Origin of the sequence: Erwinia endophytica, assembly GCF_009295515.1 — a bacterium.
GTDB lineage: Bacteria > Pseudomonadota > Gammaproteobacteria > Enterobacterales > Enterobacteriaceae > Erwinia > Erwinia endophytica.
The window spans coordinates 112,463-134,999 of record NZ_RQVV01000024.1 but is presented as its reverse complement, the minus strand read 5'-3'; the positions used below and the strand labels follow the sequence as shown (position 1 = coordinate 134,999).

Here is a 22,537-nt window from a genome sequence, read left to right as displayed (position 1 = left end):
AAGCTGGGCATAAATAAATTTGCTCCCGATACACTACCGCCAGAACAGTAAAAAAGCCAGTTGTTACCCCCATCCCGTCCGGTGTAAAAAAGCCGGTTCCACTGAACCGGCTTCTGGTACTGAAAGCACTGACGATTACTCGTCCTCATCGCCTTCTGGCACATCATCTTCGTTTTCCACTTCCGGGGCGATATCCTCGTCCCCTTCAGCCAGACTACCGTCGATCGTGTCCAACTCTTCTTCCGCCACTGGCTCGGCAACACGCTGCAAACCAACCACGTTTTCGTCTTCCGCCGTGCGGATCAGGATAACACCCTGGGTGTTACGTCCCACCACACTCACTTCGGATACACGGGTACGCACCAGTGTGCCGGCATCAGTGATCATCATTATCTGATCGTTGTCGACAACCTGTACCGCACCAATCACCGGTCCGTTACGTTCAGTCACTTTGATCGAAATAACACCTTGTGTTGCACGGGATTTCGTCGGGTACTCGCTGTTAGCGGTACGTTTACCGTAACCATTCTGCGTGACAGTCAGGATTGCACCGTCATCACGCGGCACAATCAACGACACAACACGATCGCCTGACGCCAGTTTGATACCGCGCACACCTGAAGCTGTACGCCCCATCGTACGCACCGCCTGCTCGGCGAAACGGACCACTTTACCCGCAGCGGAGAACAACATCACTTCATCATTGCCATTCGTCAACGCCACGCCGATCAGCTCATCGTCTTCACGCAGGTTGACGGCAATGATGCCGGCGCTACGTGGACGGCTGAACTCGGTAAGTGCGGTTTTCTTCACCGTACCGCTGGCAGTCGCCATGAAAATGTTCCACCCTTCGGCGTATTCACGCACCGGCAGGATCGCCGTAATACGCTCATTCGCTTCCAGCGGCAACAGATTGACGATTGGGCGCCCACGTGCGCCACGACTCGCTTCCGGCAGTTGATAAACCTTCATCCAGTACAGACGCCCCCGGCTTGAGAAGCACAGGATTGTGTCATGGGTGTTGGCAACCAACAGACGATCAATAAAATCTTCTTCTTTTATACGTGCAGCAGACTTACCTTTTCCGCCGCGACGCTGGGCTTCGTAATCAGTCAACGGCTGATACTTCACATAGCCCTGGTGCGACAGGGTGACAACCACGTCTTCCTGGTTGATCAAATCTTCAATATTGATGTCAGCACTGTTAGCGGTGATTTCAGTACGACGCGGGTCGCCGAACTGGTCGCGGATTTGTACCAGCTCTTCACGGATCACTTCCATCAAACGCTCGGCGCTCTCAAGGATGCGGATCAATTCCGCGATCTGTTCCAGCAGCTCTTTATACTCATCCAGCAGTTTTTCATGCTCAAGACCGGTCAGTTTCTGCAGGCGCAGATCCAGAATCGCCTGGGCTTGCTGCTCGGTCAGATAGTACTGACCGTCGTGGATACCGAACTCGTCTTCCAGCCACTCAGGGCGGGCAGCATTGTCACCGGCTCGCTCCAGCATGGCGGCAACGTTGCCTAAATCCCACGAACGCGCAATCAGACCCGCCTTTGCTTCGGCTGGCGTCGGCGCCCGACGGATCAGTTCGATAATCGGGTCGATGTTAGCCAGCGCAATCGCCAGCGCTTCCAAAATATGGGCGCGGTCACGTGCTTTACGCAGTTCAAAAATGGTACGTCGCGTCACCACTTCACGGCGATGACGCACGAAGGCGTCGAGAATATCCTTCAGCGGCATAATCTTCGGTTGTCCCTGATGCAGGGCAACCATGTTAATACCGAAAGAGGTCTGCAATTGGGTCAGCGAGTAGAGGTTATTCAGCACCACTTCGCCAACCGCATCGCGCTTGACCTCAACCACAATGCGCATGCCGTCTTTATCTGACTCATCACGCAACGCGCTGATCCCTTCCAGGCGCTTCTCTTTCACCAACTCGGCCATTTTCTCAATCAGGCGCGCTTTGTTCACCTGATAAGGGATCTCGTGGATGATGATGGTTTCACGACCGGTTTTAGCATCAACTTCCACTTCACCCCGGGCCCGGATATAAATTTTCCCGCGCCCGGTGCGATAGGCTTCTTCAATGCCTCGCCGACCATTGATTATCGCGGCAGTGGGGAAGTCCGGCCCGGGAATGTGCTCCATCAGCCCTTCAATGCTAATGTTCTCATCATCGATGTAAGCCAGACAGCCGTTGATCACTTCCGTCAGGTTATGCGGAGGAATGTTAGTCGCCATCCCCACAGCTATCCCCGAAGCACCGTTAACCAGCAGGTTCGGGATTTTGGTCGGCATGACTTCCGGGATTTGCTCGGTACCGTCGTAGTTCGGCACATAGTCAACGGTCTCTTTTTCCAGATCCGCCAGCAGTTCATGGGCGATTCTGGACATACGGACTTCGGTATAACGCATTGCTGCGGCGGAGTCGCCGTCAACGGAACCGAAGTTGCCCTGACCGTCTACCAGCATGTAACGCAGCGAAAATGGCTGCGCCATACGCACAATCGTGTCATAGACGGCGGTGTCGCCGTGAGGGTGGTATTTACCGATGACATCGCCGACAACGCGGGCAGACTTTTTATAAGGTTTATTCCAGTCATTGCCCAGCACGTTCATGGCATAAAGTACACGACGGTGTACTGGTTTCAGACCATCGCGAACATCTGGCAATGCACGGCCAACGATGACCGACATGGCATAATCGAGGTAGGAGTTTTTTAACTCTTCTTCGATATTGACCGGTGTGATTTCTCTGGCCAGGTCACTCATTGAGGCACTTTCCTTCTAAATTATACCCGGATTCAAAGGTGCGAAAGTATACCACCTTTAGGCCTGCTGGTGAATGGAAAGCATCGTTTTGCACGCTTTAATGGCAACTGAGCGGCATAGAAACGGAGCATTGCCCCTCCGGCTAAGGAAAGAGGTATACTGCTTGCAAATTTTTCAGAGAGTAAGCACGAATGAAAGCAGAGCAAAACAAGCCGATAGCTAACGTCGATCACCATGAAATCGCTAAATTTGAAGCGGTTGCATCCCGCTGGTGGGATATGGAAGGTGAATTCAAACCGTTGCACCGTATCAACCCTCTGCGCCTGGGTTATATTGCTCAGCACAGCAACGGTCTGTTCGGCAAAAAAGTACTGGATGTCGGTTGTGGCGGCGGCATTCTCGCGGAAAGTATGGCCCGGGAAGGGGCTGAAGTGACCGGGCTGGATATGGGCGCCGAACCACTGCAAATCGCCCGCCTGCATGCACTGGAAAGCGGTGTGAAAGTGGATTACATTCAGCAGACCGTAGAAGAGCACGCAGAGCAGTTTGCCGGCCAGTATGATGTCGTCACCTGCATGGAAATGCTGGAACACGTTCCAGATCCGCGCTCAGTCGTTCACGCCTGCGCCCGTCTGGTCAAGCCTGGTGGCGAGGTGTTCTTCTCTACCCTCAACCGCAACAGCAAGTCCTGGTTGATGGCGATTATCGGCGCGGAATATATCCTGCGCATGGTTCCTCAAGGCACCCACGATATCAAAAAGTTTATCCGCCCGGCAGAATTACTGAACTGGGTAGATGAAACCCCGCTGCGTGAATGTCATATCATTGGTCTGCATTACAATCCGCTGACCAACACCTTCAAACTGGCGGCGGGCGTGGATGTTAACTATATGGTTCATACCCACTGTCCGACGGATTAGTCTGAATATGGGTGACGCCCCATATAATCATAAGGATCTCTTATCGTATTGCCGCAGCCAGATCGTTTTCCTCTCAACCTGTAAACGACGTTCTGCGGCAGGATCATTTTAAGCGCACTACACTCAGATTTTTCAGGGCTCAGCGGGATCTATTCAGGTTGCTAAAAAGCATTTTCTGCACAAAAAAAACCGGCGATTTTCAGCTCTGAACAAGAAAATCACGGTTGTCCGATTTTCCAAAAAATTTCTTAATCAGTTGACATCGCCGCCGAGCCTTGAGACACGCGGTCTCAGGAAAAAGTCAGCCTTTGATCAATAATTCCTTGAGAAAATCAAGCCTTGTTAAGCACTGAGAAATTACTAAAATACTCATCATATTGTTACCAACGATTCCTTCACCCCCTATATATAGTGTTTATCCACAGAGTTACTCACACCTGAGTAAGTTGTGCATAAACGGGGGATACTTTCGACTTTACGGACAGGACATTACGCGACATGAATCAAAGCCTGCTTGTCACTAAACGCGATGGCCGCACTGAACGCATTAACCTCGACAAAATTCACCGCGTGCTTGACTGGGCAGCAGAAGGCCTGCAAAACGTTTCCGTTTCTCAGGTTGAGCTGCGTTCTCATATCCAGTTCTACGAAGGGATCAGAACTTCTGATATCCACGAAACCATCATCAAATCCGCCGCGGACCTGATTTCCCGTGAAGCGCCGGATTATCAATACATGGCTGCCCGACTCGCCATTTTCCATCTGCGTAAAAAGGCTTACGGTCAGTTTGAACCGCCAAAACTGTACGACCAGGTGAAACGGATGGTCGAACTGGGAAAATATGACCACCATCTGCTGGAAGACTACAGTGCGGAAGAGTTCGAACAGATGGACAGCTTTATCGACCACTGGCGCGACATGAACTTCTCCTATGCCGCAGTGAAGCAGTTGGAAGGCAAATATTTGGTGCAAAACCGGGTGAGCGGCGAGATCTATGAAAGTGCCCAGTTCCTGTACATTCTGGTCGCCGCCTGTCTGTTTTCGGGTTACCCACGGGAAACCCGTCTGGACTACGTGAAGCGCTTCTACGACGCGATATCTACCTTTAAAATCTCGCTGCCGACGCCGATCATGTCCGGCGTACGTACCCCGACTCGCCAGTTCAGTTCTTGCGTACTGATCGAGTGTGGCGACAGTCTGGATTCTATTAATGCCACCTCCAGCGCCATCGTGAAATATGTTTCTCAGCGCGCCGGTATTGGTATTAATGCTGGCCGTATTCGGGCATTAGGCAGTCCAATCCGTGGCGGAGAGGCCTTCCATACTGGCTGCATCCCGTTCTATAAACATTTCCAGACCGCCGTTAAGTCCTGTTCACAAGGCGGTGTACGCGGTGGTGCCGCGACGTTGTTCTATCCGCTATGGCACCTGGAAGTGGAAAGTCTACTGGTACTGAAGAACAACCGTGGGGTTGAAGGCAACCGTGTCCGCCATATGGACTACGGGGTACAAATTAACAAGTTAATGTACACCCGCCTGTTAAAAGGTGAAGACATCACCCTGTTCAGCCCTTCTGATGTACCTGGCCTGTATGATGCATTTTTTGCCGACCAGAATGAGTTTGAACGCCTGTACACCCAATACGAGAAAGACGAAAGTATCCGCAAACAGCGGGTTAAAGCAGTTGATCTGTTCTCATTGATGATGCAGGAACGCGCGTCTACTGGCCGTATCTACATCCAAAACGTTGACCATTGCAATACGCACAGTCCGTTTGATCCATCTGTCGCTCCCGTTCGCCAGTCTAACCTGTGCCTGGAGATCGCGCTGCCAACTAAACCACTGGATGATGTCAACGACGAAAATGGCGAAATCGCGCTGTGTACGTTATCTGCCTTCAACCTGGGAGCGATTGACAGCCTGGACGATTTGCAGGAACTGGCCACCCTCGCCGTCCGTGCGTTGGATGCCCTGCTGGATTATCAGGATTACCCTATTCCAGCCGCGAAACGTGGCGCTATGGGCCGCCGTACCCTGGGTATTGGGGTCATCAACTTTGCCTACTATCTGGCGAAACATGGTGTACGCTACTCTAATGGCAGCGCCAACAACCTGACACATAAAACATTTGAAGCCATTCAGTTCTATCTGCTGAAGGCCTCTAACGAGTTGGCAAAAGAGCAAGGGGCCTGCCCGTGGTTCAACGAGACCACCTATGCGCAAGGCATCCTGCCTGTTGACACCTATAAGAGAGATCTGGATACGATCAGCAATGAGCCGCTGCACATGGACTGGGAAGCGCTGCGTGAGGAGATCAAAACCCATGGTCTGCGTAACTCCACGCTGTCTGCCCTGATGCCGTCTGAAACCTCTTCACAAATTTCTAACGCCACTAATGGTATCGAACCACCGCGCGGTCATATCAGTATCAAGGCATCAAAAGACGGCATCCTGCGTCAGGTTGTGCCGGAATATGAACAGCTGAAAGACCGTTACGAGCTACTGTGGGATATGCCGAACAACGAAGGTTACCTGCAGTTGGTGGGACTGATGCAGAAATTTATCGACCAGTCGATTTCAGCCAATACCAACTATGATCCCACTCGTTTTGACAAGGGACGCGTCCCGATGAAACAGTTGCTGAAAGACCTTCTCACCGCTTATAAATTCGGCGTGAAAACCCTGTACTACCAGAACACCCGTGATGGTGCGGAAGATGCGCAGGATGACCTGGCTCCGTCCATTCAGGACGATGGTTGTGAAAGCGGCGCCTGCAAGATTTGATCACTAGTGCGGGGCGGCACCTTTCGCCCCATGACTCTTTGTGCTGGCCAGCCCCATCGGCCTGGTGTTAATGGATTATAATTCATGGCTTACACTACCTTCTCGCAAAATAAAAACGACCAGTTGACCGAACCCATGTTCTTCGGTCAGCCGGTTAACGTCGCTCGTTACGACCAACAGAAGTATGACATTTTTGAAAAGTTGATCGAAAAACAGCTCTCCTTCTTCTGGCGCCCGGAAGAAGTCGACGTCTCCCGTGATCGCATTGATTATCAAGGTCTGCCAGACCATGAAAAACATATTTTCATCAGCAATCTGAAGTATCAGACCTTGCTGGATTCAATCCAGGGACGCAGCCCGAACGTTGCTTTGTTGCCACTGATTTCAATCCCTGAGCTGGAAACCTGGGTCGAAACCTGGGCATTCTCCGAAACCATTCACTCGCGCTCCTATACCCATATCATTCGTAATATTGTGAACGATCCAGCTATCGTCTTTGACGATATCGTCACTAACGAACAGATCCTGTCACGTGCCAAAGATATCTCCGGCTATTACGATGATTTGATTGAGCTGACCAGCTACTGGCATCTGCTGGGGGAAGGAACCCACCAGATTGACGGTAAAACCATTACCGTCAATCTGCGCCAGTTGAAAAAACAGCTTTATCTCTGCCTGATGAGCGTTAACGCGCTGGAAGCCATCCGTTTTTACGTGAGTTTTGCCTGTTCCTTCGCCTTTGCGGAACGTGAACTGATGGAAGGCAACGCGAAAATTATCCGCCTGATCGCCCGTGATGAGGCACTGCACCTGACCGGTACTCAGCACATGCTCAACCTGCTGCGCAGCGGTGAAGACGATCCTGAGATGGCGGAAATCGCCAGAGAGTGTCAACAGGAATGCTACGACCTGTTCTTGCTGGCGGCACAACAGGAGAAAGAGTGGGCGGAATATCTGTTCCGTGATGGCTCGATGATCGGCCTGAACAAAGATATTCTGTGGCAGTACATCGAATACATCACCAACATCCGCATGCAGGCGGTCGGTCTGGCGTTACCGTTCAAGACCCGTTCCAACCCCATTCCATGGATTAACTCGTGGCTGGTGTCTGACAACGTGCAGGTCGCACCGCAGGAAGTGGAAGTGAGTTCTTATCTGGTCGGTCAGATAGACTCTGAAGTGGGCGAAAACGACTTCGACGACTTCCAGTTGTAGATGGCCGGTTCGCTTATTACGTTGCGTGCCTCCGGCACGCAACTATACTGCCAACAAGAACATCGTTCGCTGCTGGATGCTCTGGAATCACACCAAATACCGGTAGAGTATCAGTGCCGGGAAGGCTACTGTGGTTCCTGTCGCACCCGGCTGTTGAAAGGCGAAGTTTGTTACGTCACGCCCCCGCTGGCTTGTGTGCAAGACGACGAGATCCTCCCCTGCTGTTGTACCGCCAGGGGAGATATTGAGATCGAAATGTGAGATCAACCGCGCAACGTTTCGACCACATCAATCCAGCCGTGTCCGCTGGCAACCGCCATACCATTTAACCAGCGACGCAGCATATCCAGCGCCATCATCGCCACCACATCCTGACGGGCTTTCAGACCATGGCGCGTATTGTTGAACTTCACTTTCACCCCCCAACTGCCTTGTGGGGTATATAACGCCAAACCGATGTGCTGATCCTCCATACCGCCCACCACCAGCGACAAGGTGGCCTGACTGCTCGCGGCAAGCTGCTGAGCGCGCTGAATTAATGCTGCTAACATTTCATGCTGCGACGGCAATACCTCTCCCGCCTTCAGTGGTGCCGCCACTGATGCCAACTGCCATTGCAATAATCCTGCGGTGAACTGCTCACTGATAGCCAGAGACGCTCCCCGTTCTTGCAACCGCCGGGCGAGCTGTTCTGGCAACCCTTCACTCCCTTCAAAAATCACGCTTTCGCCCGCGATTTCGCGTACCTGCCGCCAGACCTGCTGCATCTCAGCCAGTTTTGAACTGGGACCAAACAGCTTCAGTTCAATGACTGGCATCGACGCACGATACCCCATCACCACGCCTTCAGGCATCGGCAATGGTTCAATTTCAGCCGCAAGATCGCTTTCTCCCCGCCCAAACGTGGTCATTCTCAGGCAAAGCAACGGATCCTTCTGGGTATAGCGGGCCTTCAGTCGCGGAATAATTTGTTCTTCTACCATCACTTTAAATTCAGAAGGAACGCCTGGCGTGAAGAAAATCCAGCAGCGATTGAGCGTCATCGCAAAACCGCAAGCGGTACCCACCGGGTTATCCAGCATTTCAGCCCCAGCCGGAATTTCCGCCTGTTTACGGTTACTCTCTGCCATTTTCCGGCCTCGCGCGGCAAAAAAAGCCGTCATCCTGGCCAGCCACTCATGCTGCATCACCAGCTCAACGCCAGCCGCTTTCGCTGCCGCCAGCGAGCTCAGATCATCACTGGTGGGCCCAAGGCCGCCATTGACGATTAACACATCAGCCACCTTACTCCGCTCAGTCAATATCCTGACCAGTTCGTCAATATTATCCCCTACCGTGGCGCGGCGGGTCATCGGCAAACCATTCTCGAACAGGCTGTTAGCCAGCCAGGCTGCGTTAGTGTCAACAATCTGGCCGTGCAGCACCTCATCACCGGTGGCAAGCATCTCGACTCTTATCATAGGGTTCTCCGGGTCCGTCTGGTGGGTTCACTGTATGAAGCCCACCGGATAAACACAATGTCATTTTTTGCTCATTGTGCATTTAGCCCCTGTTCCTGCTTCGCCACCCACGCCGCCAACTGCTGGCGTGAGACCTTAATGCCGCCATGATGCAGATCTGGCAGCACATACCACCTTACCGGCCGCTGAAAACCAGCCAGCCGTGTTTTCGACCATGCTTCCAGCTCCGCTAACGTCGCCCCAGCTTTTAACTTCACCAACGCCACCGGGCGATGCCCGAACTCCTGATCCTCTTTTGGCACAATAAACAACTGCTCGACCCCTGGATGTGCCAGCAACACGGCTTCGAGCTGCTCCGGCTGGATCCCTTCCCCGGCCGAAAAAAACTGGTTATCCAGGCGTCCGACCAGATGCAGTCCATCCTCGTCGAAGTAGCCACCATCACGCGTGGCGAACCAGCCGTCATGACCGGTCAATGGCAACAACTGGCCCTGCCGCCAGTAGCCACATGCCAGCGCGTCGGACTGAATCTGTACTTCCCCATCAACCACCCGAATTGTCTGCCCCGCCAGCGGCAGACCCACGCCGCCACGGCTATCCGCCCTTTTGGCGGTGACGGTGGACGCGGTTTCAGTCATGCCATAACCGCACCAGCAAGCGATACCGGCCTCCTCCGCCTGCTGTGTTAACGCTGGCGGGATCACCGCCCCCCCCAGTAGCACCTTTTGCAAATTCCTGGGGAAACGCGGTTGCTGTAGCAAGCGCCAGAGTTGAGTGGGTACCAATGAAGCAAATGTCGCCAGTTCCAACGCCTGAAACAGCGGCGCACTGCCCGGTAACACCAGGCATGCCCCAACCGCCAGCCAGCGCCAGATTATCCCTTGCCCGGAAACATGACACATCGGCAAAGAAAGCAACCAACGCGCCTCCGCGGTAAAGTTCATTTCCGTCACCACGCCATGCGCGCTGGCGAGATGCGCCCGGAAAGTGTGGGCTGCCGCTTTAGGCTGCCCAACTGAACCGGAAGTCAGCGTCAGAGTCGCCAGTGCCGCGGGTTCCCAGTTATGCTCCACTCGTCCAGCCTGACTTTGCCAGGTCAACGCCGCAATGTCAGGCAGCGGCTCCCCGCTTAGCGTCAGCGCGAAATCGATATCCAGCCACGGTAATAACGCCGCCAGTTGAGATGGGGGAAACTGCGGATTAAGCGGCAACAAACGCGTACCACACAGCAACAAGGCCAGGTAAGCCAGCACCGTCAACTCACTGTTCGCGGCCTTTATGGCCACACCACTCCCGGCATGCACTCCCTGACTGATAAACCCCATAGCCATCTCTTCAACCCGTTGCGCCAGTTGCGCCCAGCTCAAATGGCGCCCCTCTACCACCATCGCTATCTGCTCTGGTCGTATACGCGCCCAGTGGCGCCACGGCCAGTCACTCAGCGCTGCCATACGACCTCCAGCTCTCCCTCCAGAATCAACGGCAATGGACAGTCCGGCCAGCTACGCACCAGTTGCTGTCGCATCACGTTCAGCGTATCCAGCCCAGGCTGCGATGTGGGCGTCAGCCAGGCGGCAAGACGCGCCAGTTGCGCCAGTCCAAGGCTGGATTCCAGCGAGGAACTGATGATAGCAGCGATCCCGGCCTGCTCTGCCTGTGCCACCAGCGCCCGGACTTTACTCAGGCTGCCGGTCAGCATTGGCTTGATAACGATTGCCCGCAGATAAGGCTCGGCAACCAGTGGGTAATCCACCTCACGGACGGTTTCATCCCAGGCCAGCGCGATGCCGCTTTCCCGGGCGAACTCTCGCGACGCTTGCGGTGTGTGGCAAGGTTCCTCGATAAAGGCAATACGGGAACGTAATTCGCTGGAAACAAAACGGGCGAACTGTCGGGCTTTGTCCAGGCTCCACTGCCGGTTGGCGTCCAGACGCAGAGTCAGCTCCGGCAACGCCTCCAGCAACAGGCTGACCATCATCCCGTCGCGTACCGGCTCGACTATCCCTACCTTCATTTTCGCCAGCGGCTGCTGTTGCAGGGAGTTAAACAGTTTGTCCGGATCGCCCGTGCACAACATGGCGCTGTTATAGTTGCCAGCGTCAGGAAGTTCTCCGGCCAGTTCAGCCATTGCGCAGCTCAGACCATAAGCCACAGAGGGGTGCTGGCTTTCCCCTGGCGCTTCCCCCGAACACCAGCTCGCCAGCCACCTGATTGCATCGTTCCGTGCTTCAGCCAGCGTCTCTGCACTAAAGCCAGGCAATGGCGCGATTTCGCCCCAACCTTCACCTTCGTCTGCCGTCAGCCGCACCAACAACCCGCAACGCTCTTTTACCCGTCGATCACGTAGCACGGTTCCGGCTTCCAGAGGAAGGCAATAAGCCCATAACGTCGCGCCACGCATTACGGATTACGCTTGAATTTGCTGAAGTCAGGTTCGCGCTTCTGGTTGAACGCATTGCGCCCTTCCTGCCCTTCCTCTGTCATATAAAACAGCATAGTGGCATTACCCGCCAGCTCCTGTAGTCCCGCCTGACCGTCACAATCCGCGTTCAACGCCGCTTTCAGGCAGCGCAACGCCATCGGGCTGTTCTGCAACATTTCACGACACCAGCGCACCGTTTCTCGCTCCAACTCGGCCAGCGGCACCACGGTGTTCACCAGCCCCATCTCCAGCGCCTGTTGCGCATTGTACATCCGGCACAGAAACCAGATTTCACGCGCTTTTTTCTGGCCGACAATGCGTGCCATATAAGCCGCCCCCCAACCGCCGTCAAAGGACCCCACTTTCGGTCCGGTCTGGCCGAACTGTGCGTTGTCCGCAGCAATGGTCAGATCACACATCATATGCAGAACGTGACCACCGCCCACGGCATACCCCGCCACCATCGCCACTACCGGTTTAGGGCAGGTGCGAATCTGACGCTGGAAATCCAGTACGTTGAGGTGATGAACCCCAGCCTCATCGCGATAACCGCCGTAGTCGCCGCGAATTTTCTGATCGCCTCCGGCGCAGAACGCCTGCTCACCGGCGCCAGTCAGCACAATCACCCCAATATGCTCGTCGTGGCGGGCATCATGCAATGCCTGTAGCATTTCCTTCACCGTCTGTGGGCGAAATGCATTGCGAACCTCGGGACGGTTGATGGTGATTCGGGCGATACCATCAATCGATTTGGCAAAGCGGATATCGTTAAAATCTGCGCTGCAATCGCGCCATTCAACCGGGGCATATAGCCGCTCTTCGCTGGGATAGATCATAATAACTCCTTAAAATGACGGAGCCTGGCTGCCAGTAAAGCAGCGAAGGCTTGCGGATTAGCACGGTGAGCGTTGTGACCTGCGGCGGGAACAGCATCAAAGGATAGCGAAGCCTGCTGCGCCAGTTGACAGAATTTTGGGTCCTGCTCGCCGCACAGATAATGCAGATGGCGCAAACGCTGTAGCTCTGGCAGCAAATAAGGCTGACGGGCAAGAGAAGTCGCCCGCAGCATGCGGGCGAGAGCCTGATAATGGTTGTTGCTACGTAACCGGATCATCTGTTGCCGCTGTGCGACCGTGAGGCTGGCAAACACCGGCTGGCGATACCATTCGTCGAGCGTCTGACGTAGCGGCTGCTGACTGAATTTTTGCGCCCAACCCTCATCATTCGCCAACCGCTCGCGCTGTGCCGATGCCGAGTCAAGGCCGTAATGCGCCCCTTCGACGACCACCCCTTGTAAACCGCCAACGGCATATCGACAGGCATACAACATCGCCAGCCGACCGCCCAGTGAGTAACCAATTAACCAGTAACGTCGCACCTGATGGCGTTGCAAGGTCGCGGTCAGTTGGGTGCAAAATTGGTCGAAATCCCTGATCGATTGGGCGCGGGAACCGCCATGTCCCGGCAGGTCGATACTGAGCTGCGGCCAGTCGCTGAAATAAGCCTGAACGGGCTGCCAGTCGTCCCCACTGCCCAAAAAACCGTGCAACCACACCAATACCGGCCGATCAGCGTGATGTGCGCCTTGCCAGCGCGCGTGGAGGATCATAACAACGTACCTCCTGTGGCCAGACTTTGCGCGCCCAGTTCCTCATCCACTCTGAGTTCAATCAGCGTAGCACCATCATGTTGCCATCCCTGCTCAACCGCATCACACAGTGCGAGCCAGCTTTGCGGCTGGTGGTAATGCAAGCCAAACATCACCGCGGCCGGAGCGAAATTCACGTGCTGAGGCATGGCGAAAAAACGTTCCCGCTCGGCGACTGGCGTGGGCAACATGCTGAAAATCTGCCCACCATTATTGTTGACCACAATCAGCACCAGCGGCGCCGTCACCTGGCGCAACAGCGCCAAACTATTGAGATCGTAAAGCGCCGAAAGATCACCCATCACCGCCAACACCGGCTTTCCAGTGCCCAACTGGACACCTGCAGAGGTGGCCAACAGTCCGTCAATACCACTGGCGCCGCGATTAGCATAAACCGGATACCCGACCGGTAACCTGGCGAAAGCATTAACCAGCCGGATGGTCAGGCTGTTACCGAGGAACAGGCTGCCATCCACCGGCAACAGTTCTGACAGTCTGGCCGCCAACTGTGCCTCGCCAAAATGACACAGTTTTTGCTGCACTGTGCGAAAGGTTTCACTGGCCAGTTTTTCCAGCGAAGGACACCAGGCCGGTAACGCAATAGCAGGATGCGCATCCAGCCAGTCACCGATATCCGCCACTATCCGACAACTACGGTGTTGTGCGGGATCACGCCGGCCCGGCATAGACTCAATCAACCAGTACGCCTCCGGCTGATATTCCGCCAACCAGGAGGTCAGGTGTTTTCCGGTGAGGTGACTGCCAAACTGTACAACCAGTTGCGCCTGCTCCAGAGCCTCTCTCGCCACTGACTGCTGCAACCAAATCTCAGCACAGGGGAAAGACGCCCCCGCCTGAGACTGTACATCGGCAATCAACGGCCAGCCCAGTTCACCAGCCCACTTAACCAGCGCCGTTCCCTCTTCCGCCGTCACGTTGCCAACAATCACCAGTCCGTTGCGCTGCCGCCATTCACGCCAGTCCGCCTGAATGGTAACCGTGCTCGACATCGGCATGGCGACCCACGGCTGGTCGCCCTGCCACCAGTGTCCCAATGACGCATGCCAGGCTTTGAAAGCAGCAGGATCACCGCCGTACAACGGTTCAGCGAAAGGACAATTGAGATGTACGGCGCCAGCAGGATGCTGCTGCATCAGCGCGTCGACGGCTGAAACCAACCAGCTCGCAGGAATATCAGGAGAAGGCGTGGGAAGATTAAGCGAGCCGCTGACATGATTACCGAACAGCCCCGGTTGCTCAACAGCCTGATTGGCACCACAGTCAATCAGTTGCTGCGGCCGATCCGCGCTCAACACGATCAACCGTTCCCCCGTCAGGCGAGCTTCAATCACCGCCGGATAGAGGTTGGCGACTGCCGTACCGGAGGTGACAATAATCGCCACCGGCTGTCGGCTGGCTTTCGCCAGCCCCAACGCCAGATACCCCATCCCACGCTCATCAAAATGGGTATGGCAGAGAAATGAGGGATTGTCCGCGGCGGCCAGCGTTAACGGTGCTGAACGGGACCCCGGCGCAATGCAGAGATGGCGCACACCATGCCGTGTTAAGGCTTCAAGGATAACGGCGGCCCAGCGACGATTAAAGATACTGTGTGACATAAACCACCCCAGATCAAACGAGCAAAGCGCAGTATAAGATCCCCTTTCCCGCGCCATTTTGATTCAGGACAGTATCAATAAGGTTTCCGGCTCGTGGTGTGCCGTTCCAATCGGCCACCGACCGCTTCGCTGTCTGGCGGTCTGCGCTGTTCGGCACACGGTGAACGGGTCGCATGCAATAAAAAAACGGGCCCCCGAAGAACACCCGTCTCTGTACGCTGTCCGACCCGCGAGTGACTTAGCGACGCGCCAGCAATAATCCCACAACCAGCCCGAGGGCTGCGCCAGCACCGATCCCCTGCCACGGCTTCTCGTGAACATATTCATCGGCTCGGTATACCACCCGTTTAGCACGATAGTAATACGCATCAGACGCATGACTGATGCGCGACTTAACCTCGCTCAGCGATTTTTCGGCTTTAGCCTTAAGCTCAATATATTTCTGATCCGCAGGGTCTCCGGAAGACTTCAGCACTTCTTCCAACGTTTCAGTCAGCAAAGCCAGGTCATCGTCCAGATGCGAGTCTTGTGGTTCAGTGGTCGTCGTCATTATTCCTCCATTGCGCGGATAACAATTTCCAGTAACTATAGACACTTTTAGCGGTTCTGCCCGTACGGTGACCAGGAATTAACTGATAATAAATGTCATCGATGAGGCTGGCAGGCAAAAAAAACGGCCATGATGGCCGGTGTCCAGAATGGGTCTGCAATCCGTCAGCTCAGGAAGAGAGCGGAAACGCTATTTTGCAAACATCTGCCCGATATCTTTAAAGGCTTTAAACTCCAACGCATTGCCGCTGGGATCGTAAAAGAACATCGTGGCCTGTTCACCCACTTGTCCCTTGAACCGCACATAAGGTTCAATTTCAAACTTAATCTGGAAATCACGCAGACGCGCCGCCAGCGCTTCCCAGTCTTCCCAACTCAGTACCAGACCGAAATGCGGCACAGGTACACCGTGTCCATCAACGGCATTTTTATGCACTGATTCCTGCGAGGCGGTTTTCGGATGCTCATGAATCACTAACTGGTGGCCATAAAAGTCAAAATCTACCCATTTATCGCTGGAGCGACCTTCAGACAAATTAAAGACGGTGCCATAAAAATGGCGGGCAGCGGCGAGGTCAGTGACCGGGATCGCCAAGTGAAACGGGCTGAGGGACATAATCATCTCCGAATACGTTGTATTTCATCAATGCTATAGATAATATTTTTTTTGAAAAGCGAATATTTTTACGATAATTCAACAATTATTTTGGTGAGTCTGAAATCATGCTGCGGGAACTGAAAACCTTTATCGCCATCAGCCAGACCGGCACTTTCGCCGCTGCCGGGCAACAGATTGGCCTGACACAGTCAGCTGTCAGCGCACAGATGCGGATACTCGAAGGTGCGCTGGGCATGAAGCTGTTTGATCGCTCAGGCCGTGCCGTGGCATTGAATGCCAACGGCATCCGCCTACTGCCGATGGCCAGGGAAATCCTCACTCTTTTTAACCGTATGGCGCAACCCGAAAGCCTCAGTGACTATCGCGGGGCGATTAAAATTGGCGCTATCGCTTCGGTACAAACCGGCATTCTCCCTGCCGTACTGGTCAATCTGCGTCAACAGGCTCCGGAGCTGGAAACCAAGCTGATCCCAGGAGTTTCTTTCAACCTGTTAACCCAAGTGGAGGCGGGTAACATCGACCTGGCGGTGGTTATCAAACCCGGCGTTGCGCTGACCAAAGATCTGTACGCTGAAACCCTGCAAAAAGAGCCTTTCGTATTGATTGTGCCGCCGGATGTGGCCGGAGACGATGTGTTCAGACTGATCCGCGATAATCCTTTTATCCGCTACGATCGCACCTCATTTGGCGGCCGTCTGGTCACACAATTTCTACGCGAACAACGTCTCGATCCCAAACTGGCCCTGGAAATTGATGAAATAGATGCGATCGTAAAAATGGTCGAAATGCGGCTCGGTGTCGCGCTGGTGCCGCTGGCCGGACTGTGGGTCGATCGTCCTTCCGGCGTACGCATTGTATCGCTGGGCGAGCTGACCTTTTATCGCGAGCTGATCGTGGTGATGCGCCACGCCAATCGTCAGGCTCCCCTGCATAAATTTATCACCGAAACACTGCGGCAGCACAGTAACAAGAATCCTCCGGAACCGGCGCCCAGACAGCCTTAATCACAGGAATACACTGCTTTTATTGGATTTATCTGATAAGTTTTCCGGTAACTGAATTTTCGTCATGGCACGCTGTCGTATCTCGCTACAGCCTGTTCCATAATTCAGGTAAATCAAGGCTGCGGGCGCACGAGTCAGCCCCTGAGTGCAACAGCACGCAGTCTTTACAAACTCCGTTCAGCAAAGGATATGATTTCTGGCATGAATCGAAGAATGTTTATGAAAGCGTCAATGGCTTGCGCAGCGGTCAGCGGAATGTCCGGTTTATCAACGCTGTTTGCGCAGGCCGCCTGGGCAGATAGCAGCATTGCCGATGGTAACGCGAAGCAATTTAGTTTTGAGACGCTCAAAAAGATGGCGGCCCAACAGGCTAAGCAACCCTATGGCGGCGCGCCAGCCCCGTTGCCAGAAACGCTGGCAACGCTAACGCCGCAGGCCTACAACGCCATCCAGTACGACGCTAACCATTCACTGTGGAATGATATTCCCAATCGTCAACTTGACGTCCAGTTCTTCCATGTCGGCATGGGTTTTAAACGTCGATTACGGATGTTTTCCGTTGATGCCGCCAGCCGTGAGGCCCGCGAAATTCACTTCCGACCTGAGTTGTTTAACTACCACAATGCCGATGTGGATACCCAACAACTGGAAGGTAAAACCGACCTGGGCTTTGCCGGTTTCCGGGCCTTCAAGAAACCTGAATTGACCAGCAAAGATATCGTTTCCTTCCTCGGCGCCAGTTATTTTCGCGCCGTTGATGACACTTATCAGTATGGCCTCTCTGCCCGCGGTGTCGCGATTGATACCTTCAGTAATGGCAAAGAAGAATTCCCTGACTTTACTGCGTTCTGGTTTGAAACACCGAAAGCGGAAGAGACCAGCTTTACCGTTTATGCCTTGCTGGACGGCCCAAGCTGTACTGGCGCGTTCAAATTCATCATCCACTGCGAACAAAAACGCGTGGTGATGGAGGTGGAAAACCATATTTATGCCCGTAAGGATATAGCCCAACTGGGTATTGCGCCGATGACCACCATGTTCAGCTGCGGCACCAATGAACGCCGCATGTGCGACACGATCCATCCGCAAATCCATGATTCCGATCGTCTGGCGATGTGGACCGGGGTTGGTGAATGGATCTGCCGCCCGCTGAATAACCCGCAACGCCTGACTTTTAATGCTTACCAGGATGAAAATCCACGTGGCTTCGGCATGCTGCAACTGGATCACGATTTCCAGGACTATCAGGATGTGATTGGCTGGTATAACAAGCGGCCGAGTCTGTGGGTTGAACCGGTTGGCAAATGGGGCAAAGGCGCGATCAATCTGATGGAGATCCCTACCACCGGTGAAACGCTGGATAACATTGTCTGCTTCTGGCATCCAGCCGATACGATTAAGGCTGGCAGCGAGCACAGTTTCAGCTACAAATTGTACTGGAGCGGCATGCCGCCAGTATCCAGTGCGTTAGCGCGGGTCAGGGCGACCCGAACCGGTATGGGCGGCTTCCCGGAAGGCTGGGCGCCGGGCGAACACTATCCGGAGGTCTGGGCGCGGCGCTTTGCGGTTGATTTTGTCGGCGGTGATCTGAACGCGGCAGCACCAAAAGGTATCGAACCGGTCATCAATGTGACCTCAGGTAGCATTAAGCAGGTGGAAATCCTCTATGTCGAGCCAATCGATGGCTACCGGATCCTGTTTGACTGGTACCCGAACAGCGATTCCGTTGAGCCGGTGAACATGCGTCTGTTCCTGCGTACCAAAGATGAAACACTGAGTGAGACCTGGCTGTATCAGTATTTCCCCCCCGCGCCAGACCGGCGAAAATACATCGATGACCGCCAGATGACGGCCCGTTAAGAAAACCCCTGTCACTATGAGTCAAGGCCGTTTCCCAGCGTTGACTCATTCAGTCAGGCATGATTTTTCCATATCAATATGCCGAATATTGTCTTCCAGATAAGGTTCGCTCACCGGTTGGAAGCCGAAACGGGCATAGAACCCCTGCAAATGCGCCTGTGCTGACAGCAAGATAGTGTACTGTGGCCAGTAATATTCACAGAGCGTGATCGCCTGTTCCATCAGCCGATAACCCAGGCTCAGCCCACGGGCCTCCCCGGAGACGATCACCCGACCAATTTTCACCGGCTTATCATCAGTTTCAGGAGCCAACAGCCGGGCATAGGCCAGCAATTGATTATCCAGCATGCCTAACAGATGGCGGTTTTCACCGTTCAGGTCAGCACCATCCACGTCCTGATAAGGGCAATGTTGCTCGACGATAAACACCGCGTTACGCAATGCCAAAATCTGGTAAAGCTGAGTTACCGTAAGCTCACTGTGGTGCAGGTCCAGCCAGTTAACATCCATTTCCCTTTTCTCACTGCGGGTGTCAATTTTATTACTCTACACGTTTTCAGGGGATTTTTTCAGACAAAAAACGGGCTCCTGGGAGCCCATTTATCACTGCTGGAAAACGAATCACATCAGCGGTTGCGCTAGCTGAACCAGCGAAATCAACGGCTGAGGATAGATACCCAGCACCAGTACCAGGATCGCCGAAATCAGGACCACCACGCCACCCGCAGTGAAAGCCCAGTTAGCCGGGGTATCACGATGAAGCAGCTCAGGCGGATTCAGGTACAGGCTTACCGTCACACGCAGATAGTAGTAAAGCCCGATAGCACTACCAGCCACGACCGCCGCAGTCAGCCACCACAGATGGGCGCTCACGCCGACGGCCATGACGTAGAACTTACCGATAAAACCCAACGTCATCGGGATACCGGCCAGCGACAACATCATCACGGTCATCACCGCCGACAGGATCGGACGGTGCCAGAACAGACCTCGGTATGAGTACAGAGAATCCGCATCCGGCCCCCGATAAGGGCTGGACATCAAACTCACGACGCCGAAAGCACCGAGACTACTAAACAGATAGCCCGCCAGGTACACGCCCACCGTCTCCAGCGAAAGCTGATGCGTCTGAATCGCAATCAACGCCACCAACAGATAACCCATATGTGCGATAGAAGAGTAACCCAACAGGCGCTTAATGTTGCTCTGCGAGATAGCCATCACATTACCGAACAGGATCGAGGCGAAAGCCATCACCGCCAGCACCAGTCGTACCGTCTCACTGTCCGCCACTGGCGCGTACAGGAACAAACGCATCACCACACCGAAGACAGCTATCTTGCTGGCCGTCGCCAGGAAAGTCGAAACCGGTGCTGGCGCCCCCTGATAAACATCCGGTGTCCACAGATGGAACGGCACCAACGATAATTTGAAACCGAGGCCGACAATCATCATCCCCAGTCCGGCCAGTAACAGCGGCTGATGCAGCATACCGTCGTTCAGACTCTTACCTAAAGCAGCAAAGCTCAGGTTGCCGGAATCGGCATACAGCAGCGCCATACCGAACAGCAGGAAGGATGAAGCCGCCGCAGACATGATGGTGTATTTGATACTGGCTTCCAACGAGCGTTTTTGCTGGAAAGCATAACCAACCAAACCAAATAGCGGCAGGGAAATCAGCTCGATACCGATCAACATCGAAGCCAGATGGTTCGCGCTGGCCAGCACCACACCGCCAAGAGCCGCGATCAGCACCAGCAGGTAGAACTCTTCGCAGTTATCCGGGTACGTCGCCAACCACGGGTAGGCAAAAGTACAGGTCGCCAGGCTGGCAAGGACCACCAGCCCGGTATACAGCATCGAATAACCATCGACCCGCAGCAGCGGTGTGACATCCATCGGGCCTGCCTGGCCCACCCACCAGAGCGAGAACAGCGCCAGGTTCAAACCCACGACCGCCAGTGTGGCGTTGACGAAGTGGTTGCGTCGCCACGCAATGGACAGCATCACAACTACCACCGTCAATCCGACGATCAGCATCGGTAGAAGCGCGATCAATTGTTGAGGAGTTATTGTCATGGCGAATTACGGCCTTGTAGTTGAAATTGAAGCGGTATACCACTGCTGAATATGACTCATTGCAGCATGTGAGGTGTCCAGAATCGGCTGTGGGTAAACCCCCAGTAGCACCAACAGCACCAGCAGTACCATAATCATCAGAAATTCACGCGGCGACATGCCCCGTAGCGGCGTATTAGATTTTGGCGCGCCATAATAAGCACGTTGCATCATGATCAACGAGTAAACAGAAGCGAACACCAGACCAAACGTCGCCACAATAATAATCAGCGGCACTGTCTGGAAGCTCCCCGTCAGGATCATAAATTCACCGACGAAGTTCCCGGTCCCCGGCATCCCCAGGTTCGCTACCGCGAAGAACAGCGATAACCCCGGCAACCATTTAATGCGTGCCCATAAGCCCCCCATCTGGCGCATATCACGCGTATGCAGGCGCTCGTACAATTGGCCACACAGGATAAACAGTGCCGACGCGGAAAGACCGTGGGCAATCATCTGCACCACCGCGCCCTGGAACGCCAACTGACTGCCGGTATAGATGGCTATCAGCACAAAACCCATATGCGAAATCGAGGAATAAGCAATCAGACGTTTGATGTCATACTGCGAGAACGCCATCCACGCGCCGTAAAAGATACCGATTACCCCCAGCCACATCGCAACAGGCGCGAACGCTGCTGATGCCTGTGGAAACAACGGTAGCGAAAATCGCAACAGACCATAGGCCGCAGTTTTCAGCAGGATCCCCGCCAGGTCGACTGAACCGGCCGTAGGCGCCTGACTATGCGCGTCCGGCAACCAACCATGCAACGGAACAACCGGCATTTTTACCGCAAAAGCGATAAAGAAGCCCAGCATCAGCAAGTATTCGACGGTGTGCGACATCGGGGTTTTCAGCAGCGCTTCATAATTGAAGGTCCACACCCCTGTGACGTTATAGTGCACGAAAACCAGCGCCAGGATCGCTATCAACATCACCAGGCCGCTGGCCTGGGTATAGATAAAAAACTTGGTCGCGGCAGTGATACGCGTTTTACCGTCCGATGCTTTATGCCCCCACAAGGCAATCAGGAAGTACATCGGCACCAGCATCATTTCCCAGAAGAAGAAAAACAGGAACATGTCGATGGCAAGGAACACGCCCATCACGCCGCCAAGGATCCACAGCAGGTTCAGGTGGAAAAAACCCTGCCATTTTTCAATTTCATTCCATGAACAGAGGATTGCCATCACGCCCAGCAAACCAGTCAGCACCACCATCAACAGCGACAATCCGTCCAGTGCCAGATGGATATTAATGCCAAAACGCGGGATCCACGAAACCAGAAATTCTGACTGCCATTGCGGAATGCCAGCGCTCTGGGTCAGCGAATAACCGCCCTGCAGCCAGAGTTGCAGTGAAAGCGCCAGTGTCAATCCCATTGCGATCAACGCAATCCAACGCGGCACCTTGCTACCAAAGCGCTCAAACTGCCAACAGAGCAGACCACCGATAAACGGGATAAGTATTAGCCAGGGTAATAACATGGCGGTTTTCTTCCCTTCTATTGTCCCCGCCTGGGCTATCTTACCCGGTATTTTGC

The 22,537-nt window shown here is 54.2% G+C and carries 18 protein-coding genes; 6 read left to right on the top strand and 12 right to left on the bottom strand.

Translation table 11 applies throughout. The features are described 5' to 3' along the window. Nucleotides 1–135 precede the first annotated feature (135 nt). A complete protein-coding gene (gene gyrA / locus EH228_RS08645; protein ID WP_152321273.1) occupies nucleotides 136–2,775 on the bottom strand; it encodes a DNA topoisomerase (ATP-hydrolyzing) subunit A in 2,640 nt (879 codons plus the stop codon). Between the two features lie 191 nt (nucleotides 2,776–2,966). Here gyrA and ubiG point away from each other — a divergent pair, with 191 nt between their 5' ends. The 4 genes from ubiG (at nucleotide 2,967) to yfaE (ending at nucleotide 7,955) form a co-directional block, all read left to right on the top strand. Beyond that, nucleotides 2,967–3,695 (top strand): bifunctional 2-polyprenyl-6-hydroxyphenol methylase/3-demethylubiquinol 3-O-methyltransferase UbiG, encoded by a 729-nt coding sequence (gene ubiG / locus EH228_RS08640; RefSeq protein ID WP_152321272.1) that lies wholly within the window; start codon nucleotides 2,967–2,969, stop codon nucleotides 3,693–3,695. A gap of 498 nt (nucleotides 3,696–4,193) precedes the next feature. Further along, the gene (nrdA, locus tag EH228_RS08635; protein WP_152321271.1) at nucleotides 4,194–6,479 is read left to right on the top strand and encodes a class 1a ribonucleoside-diphosphate reductase subunit alpha; all 2,286 of its coding nucleotides are present in this window, start codon (nucleotides 4,194–4,196) and stop codon (nucleotides 6,477–6,479) included. Between the two features lie 84 nt (nucleotides 6,480–6,563). Continuing rightward, nucleotides 6,564–7,694 carry a class Ia ribonucleoside-diphosphate reductase subunit beta gene (nrdB, locus tag EH228_RS08630; protein WP_152321270.1) on the top strand — a complete coding sequence of 377 codons (1,131 nt, stop codon included), beginning with the start codon at nucleotides 6,564–6,566 and terminating at the stop codon, nucleotides 7,692–7,694. Continuing rightward, nucleotides 7,695–7,955, top strand: a complete 261-nt coding sequence (gene yfaE, locus EH228_RS08625; RefSeq protein ID WP_152321269.1) for a class I ribonucleotide reductase maintenance protein YfaE — start codon at nucleotides 7,695–7,697, stop codon at nucleotides 7,953–7,955. Between the two features lie 2 nt (nucleotides 7,956–7,957). Here the strand turns inward: yfaE and EH228_RS08620 are convergent, their stop codons facing one another. The 8 genes from EH228_RS08620 to EH228_RS08585 form a co-directional block, all read right to left on the bottom strand. Then, a complete protein-coding gene (locus EH228_RS08620; RefSeq protein ID WP_152321268.1) occupies nucleotides 7,958–9,154 on the bottom strand; it encodes a nicotinamide mononucleotide deamidase-related protein YfaY in 1,197 nt (398 codons plus the stop codon). 71 nt (nucleotides 9,155–9,225) lie between these two features. Beyond that, on the bottom strand, nucleotides 9,226–10,605 hold the full coding sequence (menE, locus tag EH228_RS08615) for an o-succinylbenzoate--CoA ligase (protein WP_152321267.1): 1,380 nt from the start codon (nucleotides 10,603–10,605) through the stop codon (nucleotides 9,226–9,228). Then, complete coding sequence (menC, locus tag EH228_RS08610; protein WP_152321266.1) at nucleotides 10,593–11,555, bottom strand: o-succinylbenzoate synthase; 963 nt, start codon at nucleotides 11,553–11,555, stop codon at nucleotides 10,593–10,595. The genes menE and menC overlap by 13 nt, the downstream gene beginning before the upstream one ends. Further along, the gene (gene menB, locus EH228_RS08605) at nucleotides 11,555–12,412 is read right to left on the bottom strand and encodes a 1,4-dihydroxy-2-naphthoyl-CoA synthase (protein ID WP_152321265.1); all 858 of its coding nucleotides are present in this window, start codon (nucleotides 12,410–12,412) and stop codon (nucleotides 11,555–11,557) included. Before menB ends, menC begins: the two co-directional genes overlap by 1 nt. After that, nucleotides 12,409–13,185, bottom strand: coding sequence for a 2-succinyl-6-hydroxy-2,4-cyclohexadiene-1-carboxylate synthase (gene menH, locus EH228_RS08600; protein WP_152321264.1), 777 nt, complete (start codon nucleotides 13,183–13,185; stop codon nucleotides 12,409–12,411). The genes menB and menH overlap by 4 nt, the downstream gene beginning before the upstream one ends. Then, the gene (menD, locus tag EH228_RS08595; protein ID WP_152321263.1) at nucleotides 13,182–14,843 is read right to left on the bottom strand and encodes a 2-succinyl-5-enolpyruvyl-6-hydroxy-3-cyclohexene-1-carboxylic-acid synthase; all 1,662 of its coding nucleotides are present in this window, start codon (nucleotides 14,841–14,843) and stop codon (nucleotides 13,182–13,184) included. Before menD ends, menH begins: the two co-directional genes overlap by 4 nt. Nucleotides 14,844–15,081: 238 nt before the next feature. Beyond that, the gene (elaB, locus tag EH228_RS08590; protein WP_152321262.1) at nucleotides 15,082–15,393 is read right to left on the bottom strand and encodes a stress response protein ElaB; all 312 of its coding nucleotides are present in this window, start codon (nucleotides 15,391–15,393) and stop codon (nucleotides 15,082–15,084) included. Nucleotides 15,394–15,582: 189 nt separating this feature from the next. Then, the gene (locus EH228_RS08585; protein WP_152321261.1) at nucleotides 15,583–16,008 is read right to left on the bottom strand and encodes a VOC family protein; all 426 of its coding nucleotides are present in this window, start codon (nucleotides 16,006–16,008) and stop codon (nucleotides 15,583–15,585) included. Between the two features lie 107 nt (nucleotides 16,009–16,115). On the opposite strand from EH228_RS08585, the gene EH228_RS08580 reads away from it, so the two are divergent. Both EH228_RS08580 and EH228_RS08575 read left to right on the top strand, forming a co-directional pair. Continuing rightward, the gene (locus EH228_RS08580; RefSeq protein ID WP_152321260.1) at nucleotides 16,116–17,015 is read left to right on the top strand and encodes a LysR substrate-binding domain-containing protein; all 900 of its coding nucleotides are present in this window, start codon (nucleotides 16,116–16,118) and stop codon (nucleotides 17,013–17,015) included. A gap of 201 nt (nucleotides 17,016–17,216) precedes the next feature. Next, on the top strand, nucleotides 17,217–18,875 hold the full coding sequence (locus tag EH228_RS08575; protein WP_152321259.1) for a glucan biosynthesis protein D: 1,659 nt from the start codon (nucleotides 17,217–17,219) through the stop codon (nucleotides 18,873–18,875). Nucleotides 18,876–18,920: 45 nt separating this feature from the next. On the opposite strand, the gene EH228_RS08570 is transcribed toward EH228_RS08575, so the two are convergent. The 3 genes from EH228_RS08570 to nuoM form a co-directional block, all read right to left on the bottom strand. After that, nucleotides 18,921–19,385 (bottom strand): GNAT family N-acetyltransferase, encoded by a 465-nt coding sequence (locus EH228_RS08570; RefSeq protein WP_152321258.1) that lies wholly within the window; start codon nucleotides 19,383–19,385, stop codon nucleotides 18,921–18,923. A 111-nt stretch (nucleotides 19,386–19,496) separates the two neighbouring features. Then, nucleotides 19,497–20,954 carry an NADH-quinone oxidoreductase subunit NuoN gene (nuoN, locus tag EH228_RS08565; protein ID WP_152321257.1) on the bottom strand — a complete coding sequence of 486 codons (1,458 nt, stop codon included), beginning with the start codon at nucleotides 20,952–20,954 and terminating at the stop codon, nucleotides 19,497–19,499. 6 nt (nucleotides 20,955–20,960) lie between these two features. Next, entirely contained in the window at nucleotides 20,961–22,481 is a 1,521-nt protein-coding gene (gene nuoM, locus EH228_RS08560) for an NADH-quinone oxidoreductase subunit M (RefSeq protein ID WP_152321256.1), read from the bottom strand. Nucleotides 22,482–22,537: the final 56 nt, after the last annotated feature.

Coding starts and splice junctions, on each gene's coding strand:
- nuoN (WP_152321257.1), bottom strand. CDS start 20,954: ATGACAATAACTCCTCAACAATTGATCGCGCTTCTACCGATGCTGATC.
- nrdB (WP_152321270.1), top strand. CDS start 6,564: ATGGCTTACACTACCTTCTCGCAAAATAAAAACGACCAGTTGACCGAA.
- EH228_RS08585 (WP_152321261.1), bottom strand. CDS start 16,008: ATGTCCCTCAGCCCGTTTCACTTGGCGATCCCGGTCACTGACCTCGCC.
- menC (WP_152321266.1), bottom strand. CDS start 11,555: ATGCGTGGCGCGACGTTATGGGCTTATTGCCTTCCTCTGGAAGCCGGA.
- ubiG (WP_152321272.1), top strand. CDS start 2,967: ATGAAAGCAGAGCAAAACAAGCCGATAGCTAACGTCGATCACCATGAA.
- EH228_RS08620 (WP_152321268.1), bottom strand. CDS start 9,154: ATGATAAGAGTCGAGATGCTTGCCACCGGTGATGAGGTGCTGCACGGC.
- EH228_RS08570 (WP_152321258.1), bottom strand. CDS start 19,385: ATGGATGTTAACTGGCTGGACCTGCACCACAGTGAGCTTACGGTAACT.
- menH (WP_152321264.1), bottom strand. CDS start 13,185: ATGATCCTCCACGCGCGCTGGCAAGGCGCACATCACGCTGATCGGCCG.
- menE (WP_152321267.1), bottom strand. CDS start 10,605: ATGGCAGCGCTGAGTGACTGGCCGTGGCGCCACTGGGCGCGTATACGA.
- EH228_RS08575 (WP_152321259.1), top strand. CDS start 17,217: ATGAATCGAAGAATGTTTATGAAAGCGTCAATGGCTTGCGCAGCGGTC.
- nuoM (WP_152321256.1), bottom strand. CDS start 22,481: ATGTTATTACCCTGGCTAATACTTATCCCGTTTATCGGTGGTCTGCTC.
- gyrA (WP_152321273.1), bottom strand. CDS start 2,775: ATGAGTGACCTGGCCAGAGAAATCACACCGGTCAATATCGAAGAAGAG.
- EH228_RS08580 (WP_152321260.1), top strand. CDS start 16,116: ATGCTGCGGGAACTGAAAACCTTTATCGCCATCAGCCAGACCGGCACT.
- yfaE (WP_152321269.1), top strand. CDS start 7,695: ATGGCCGGTTCGCTTATTACGTTGCGTGCCTCCGGCACGCAACTATAC.
- elaB (WP_152321262.1), bottom strand. CDS start 15,393: ATGACGACGACCACTGAACCACAAGACTCGCATCTGGACGATGACCTG.
- nrdA (WP_152321271.1), top strand. CDS start 4,194: ATGAATCAAAGCCTGCTTGTCACTAAACGCGATGGCCGCACTGAACGC.
- menB (WP_152321265.1), bottom strand. CDS start 12,412: ATGATCTATCCCAGCGAAGAGCGGCTATATGCCCCGGTTGAATGGCGC.
- menD (WP_152321263.1), bottom strand. CDS start 14,843: ATGTCACACAGTATCTTTAATCGTCGCTGGGCCGCCGTTATCCTTGAA.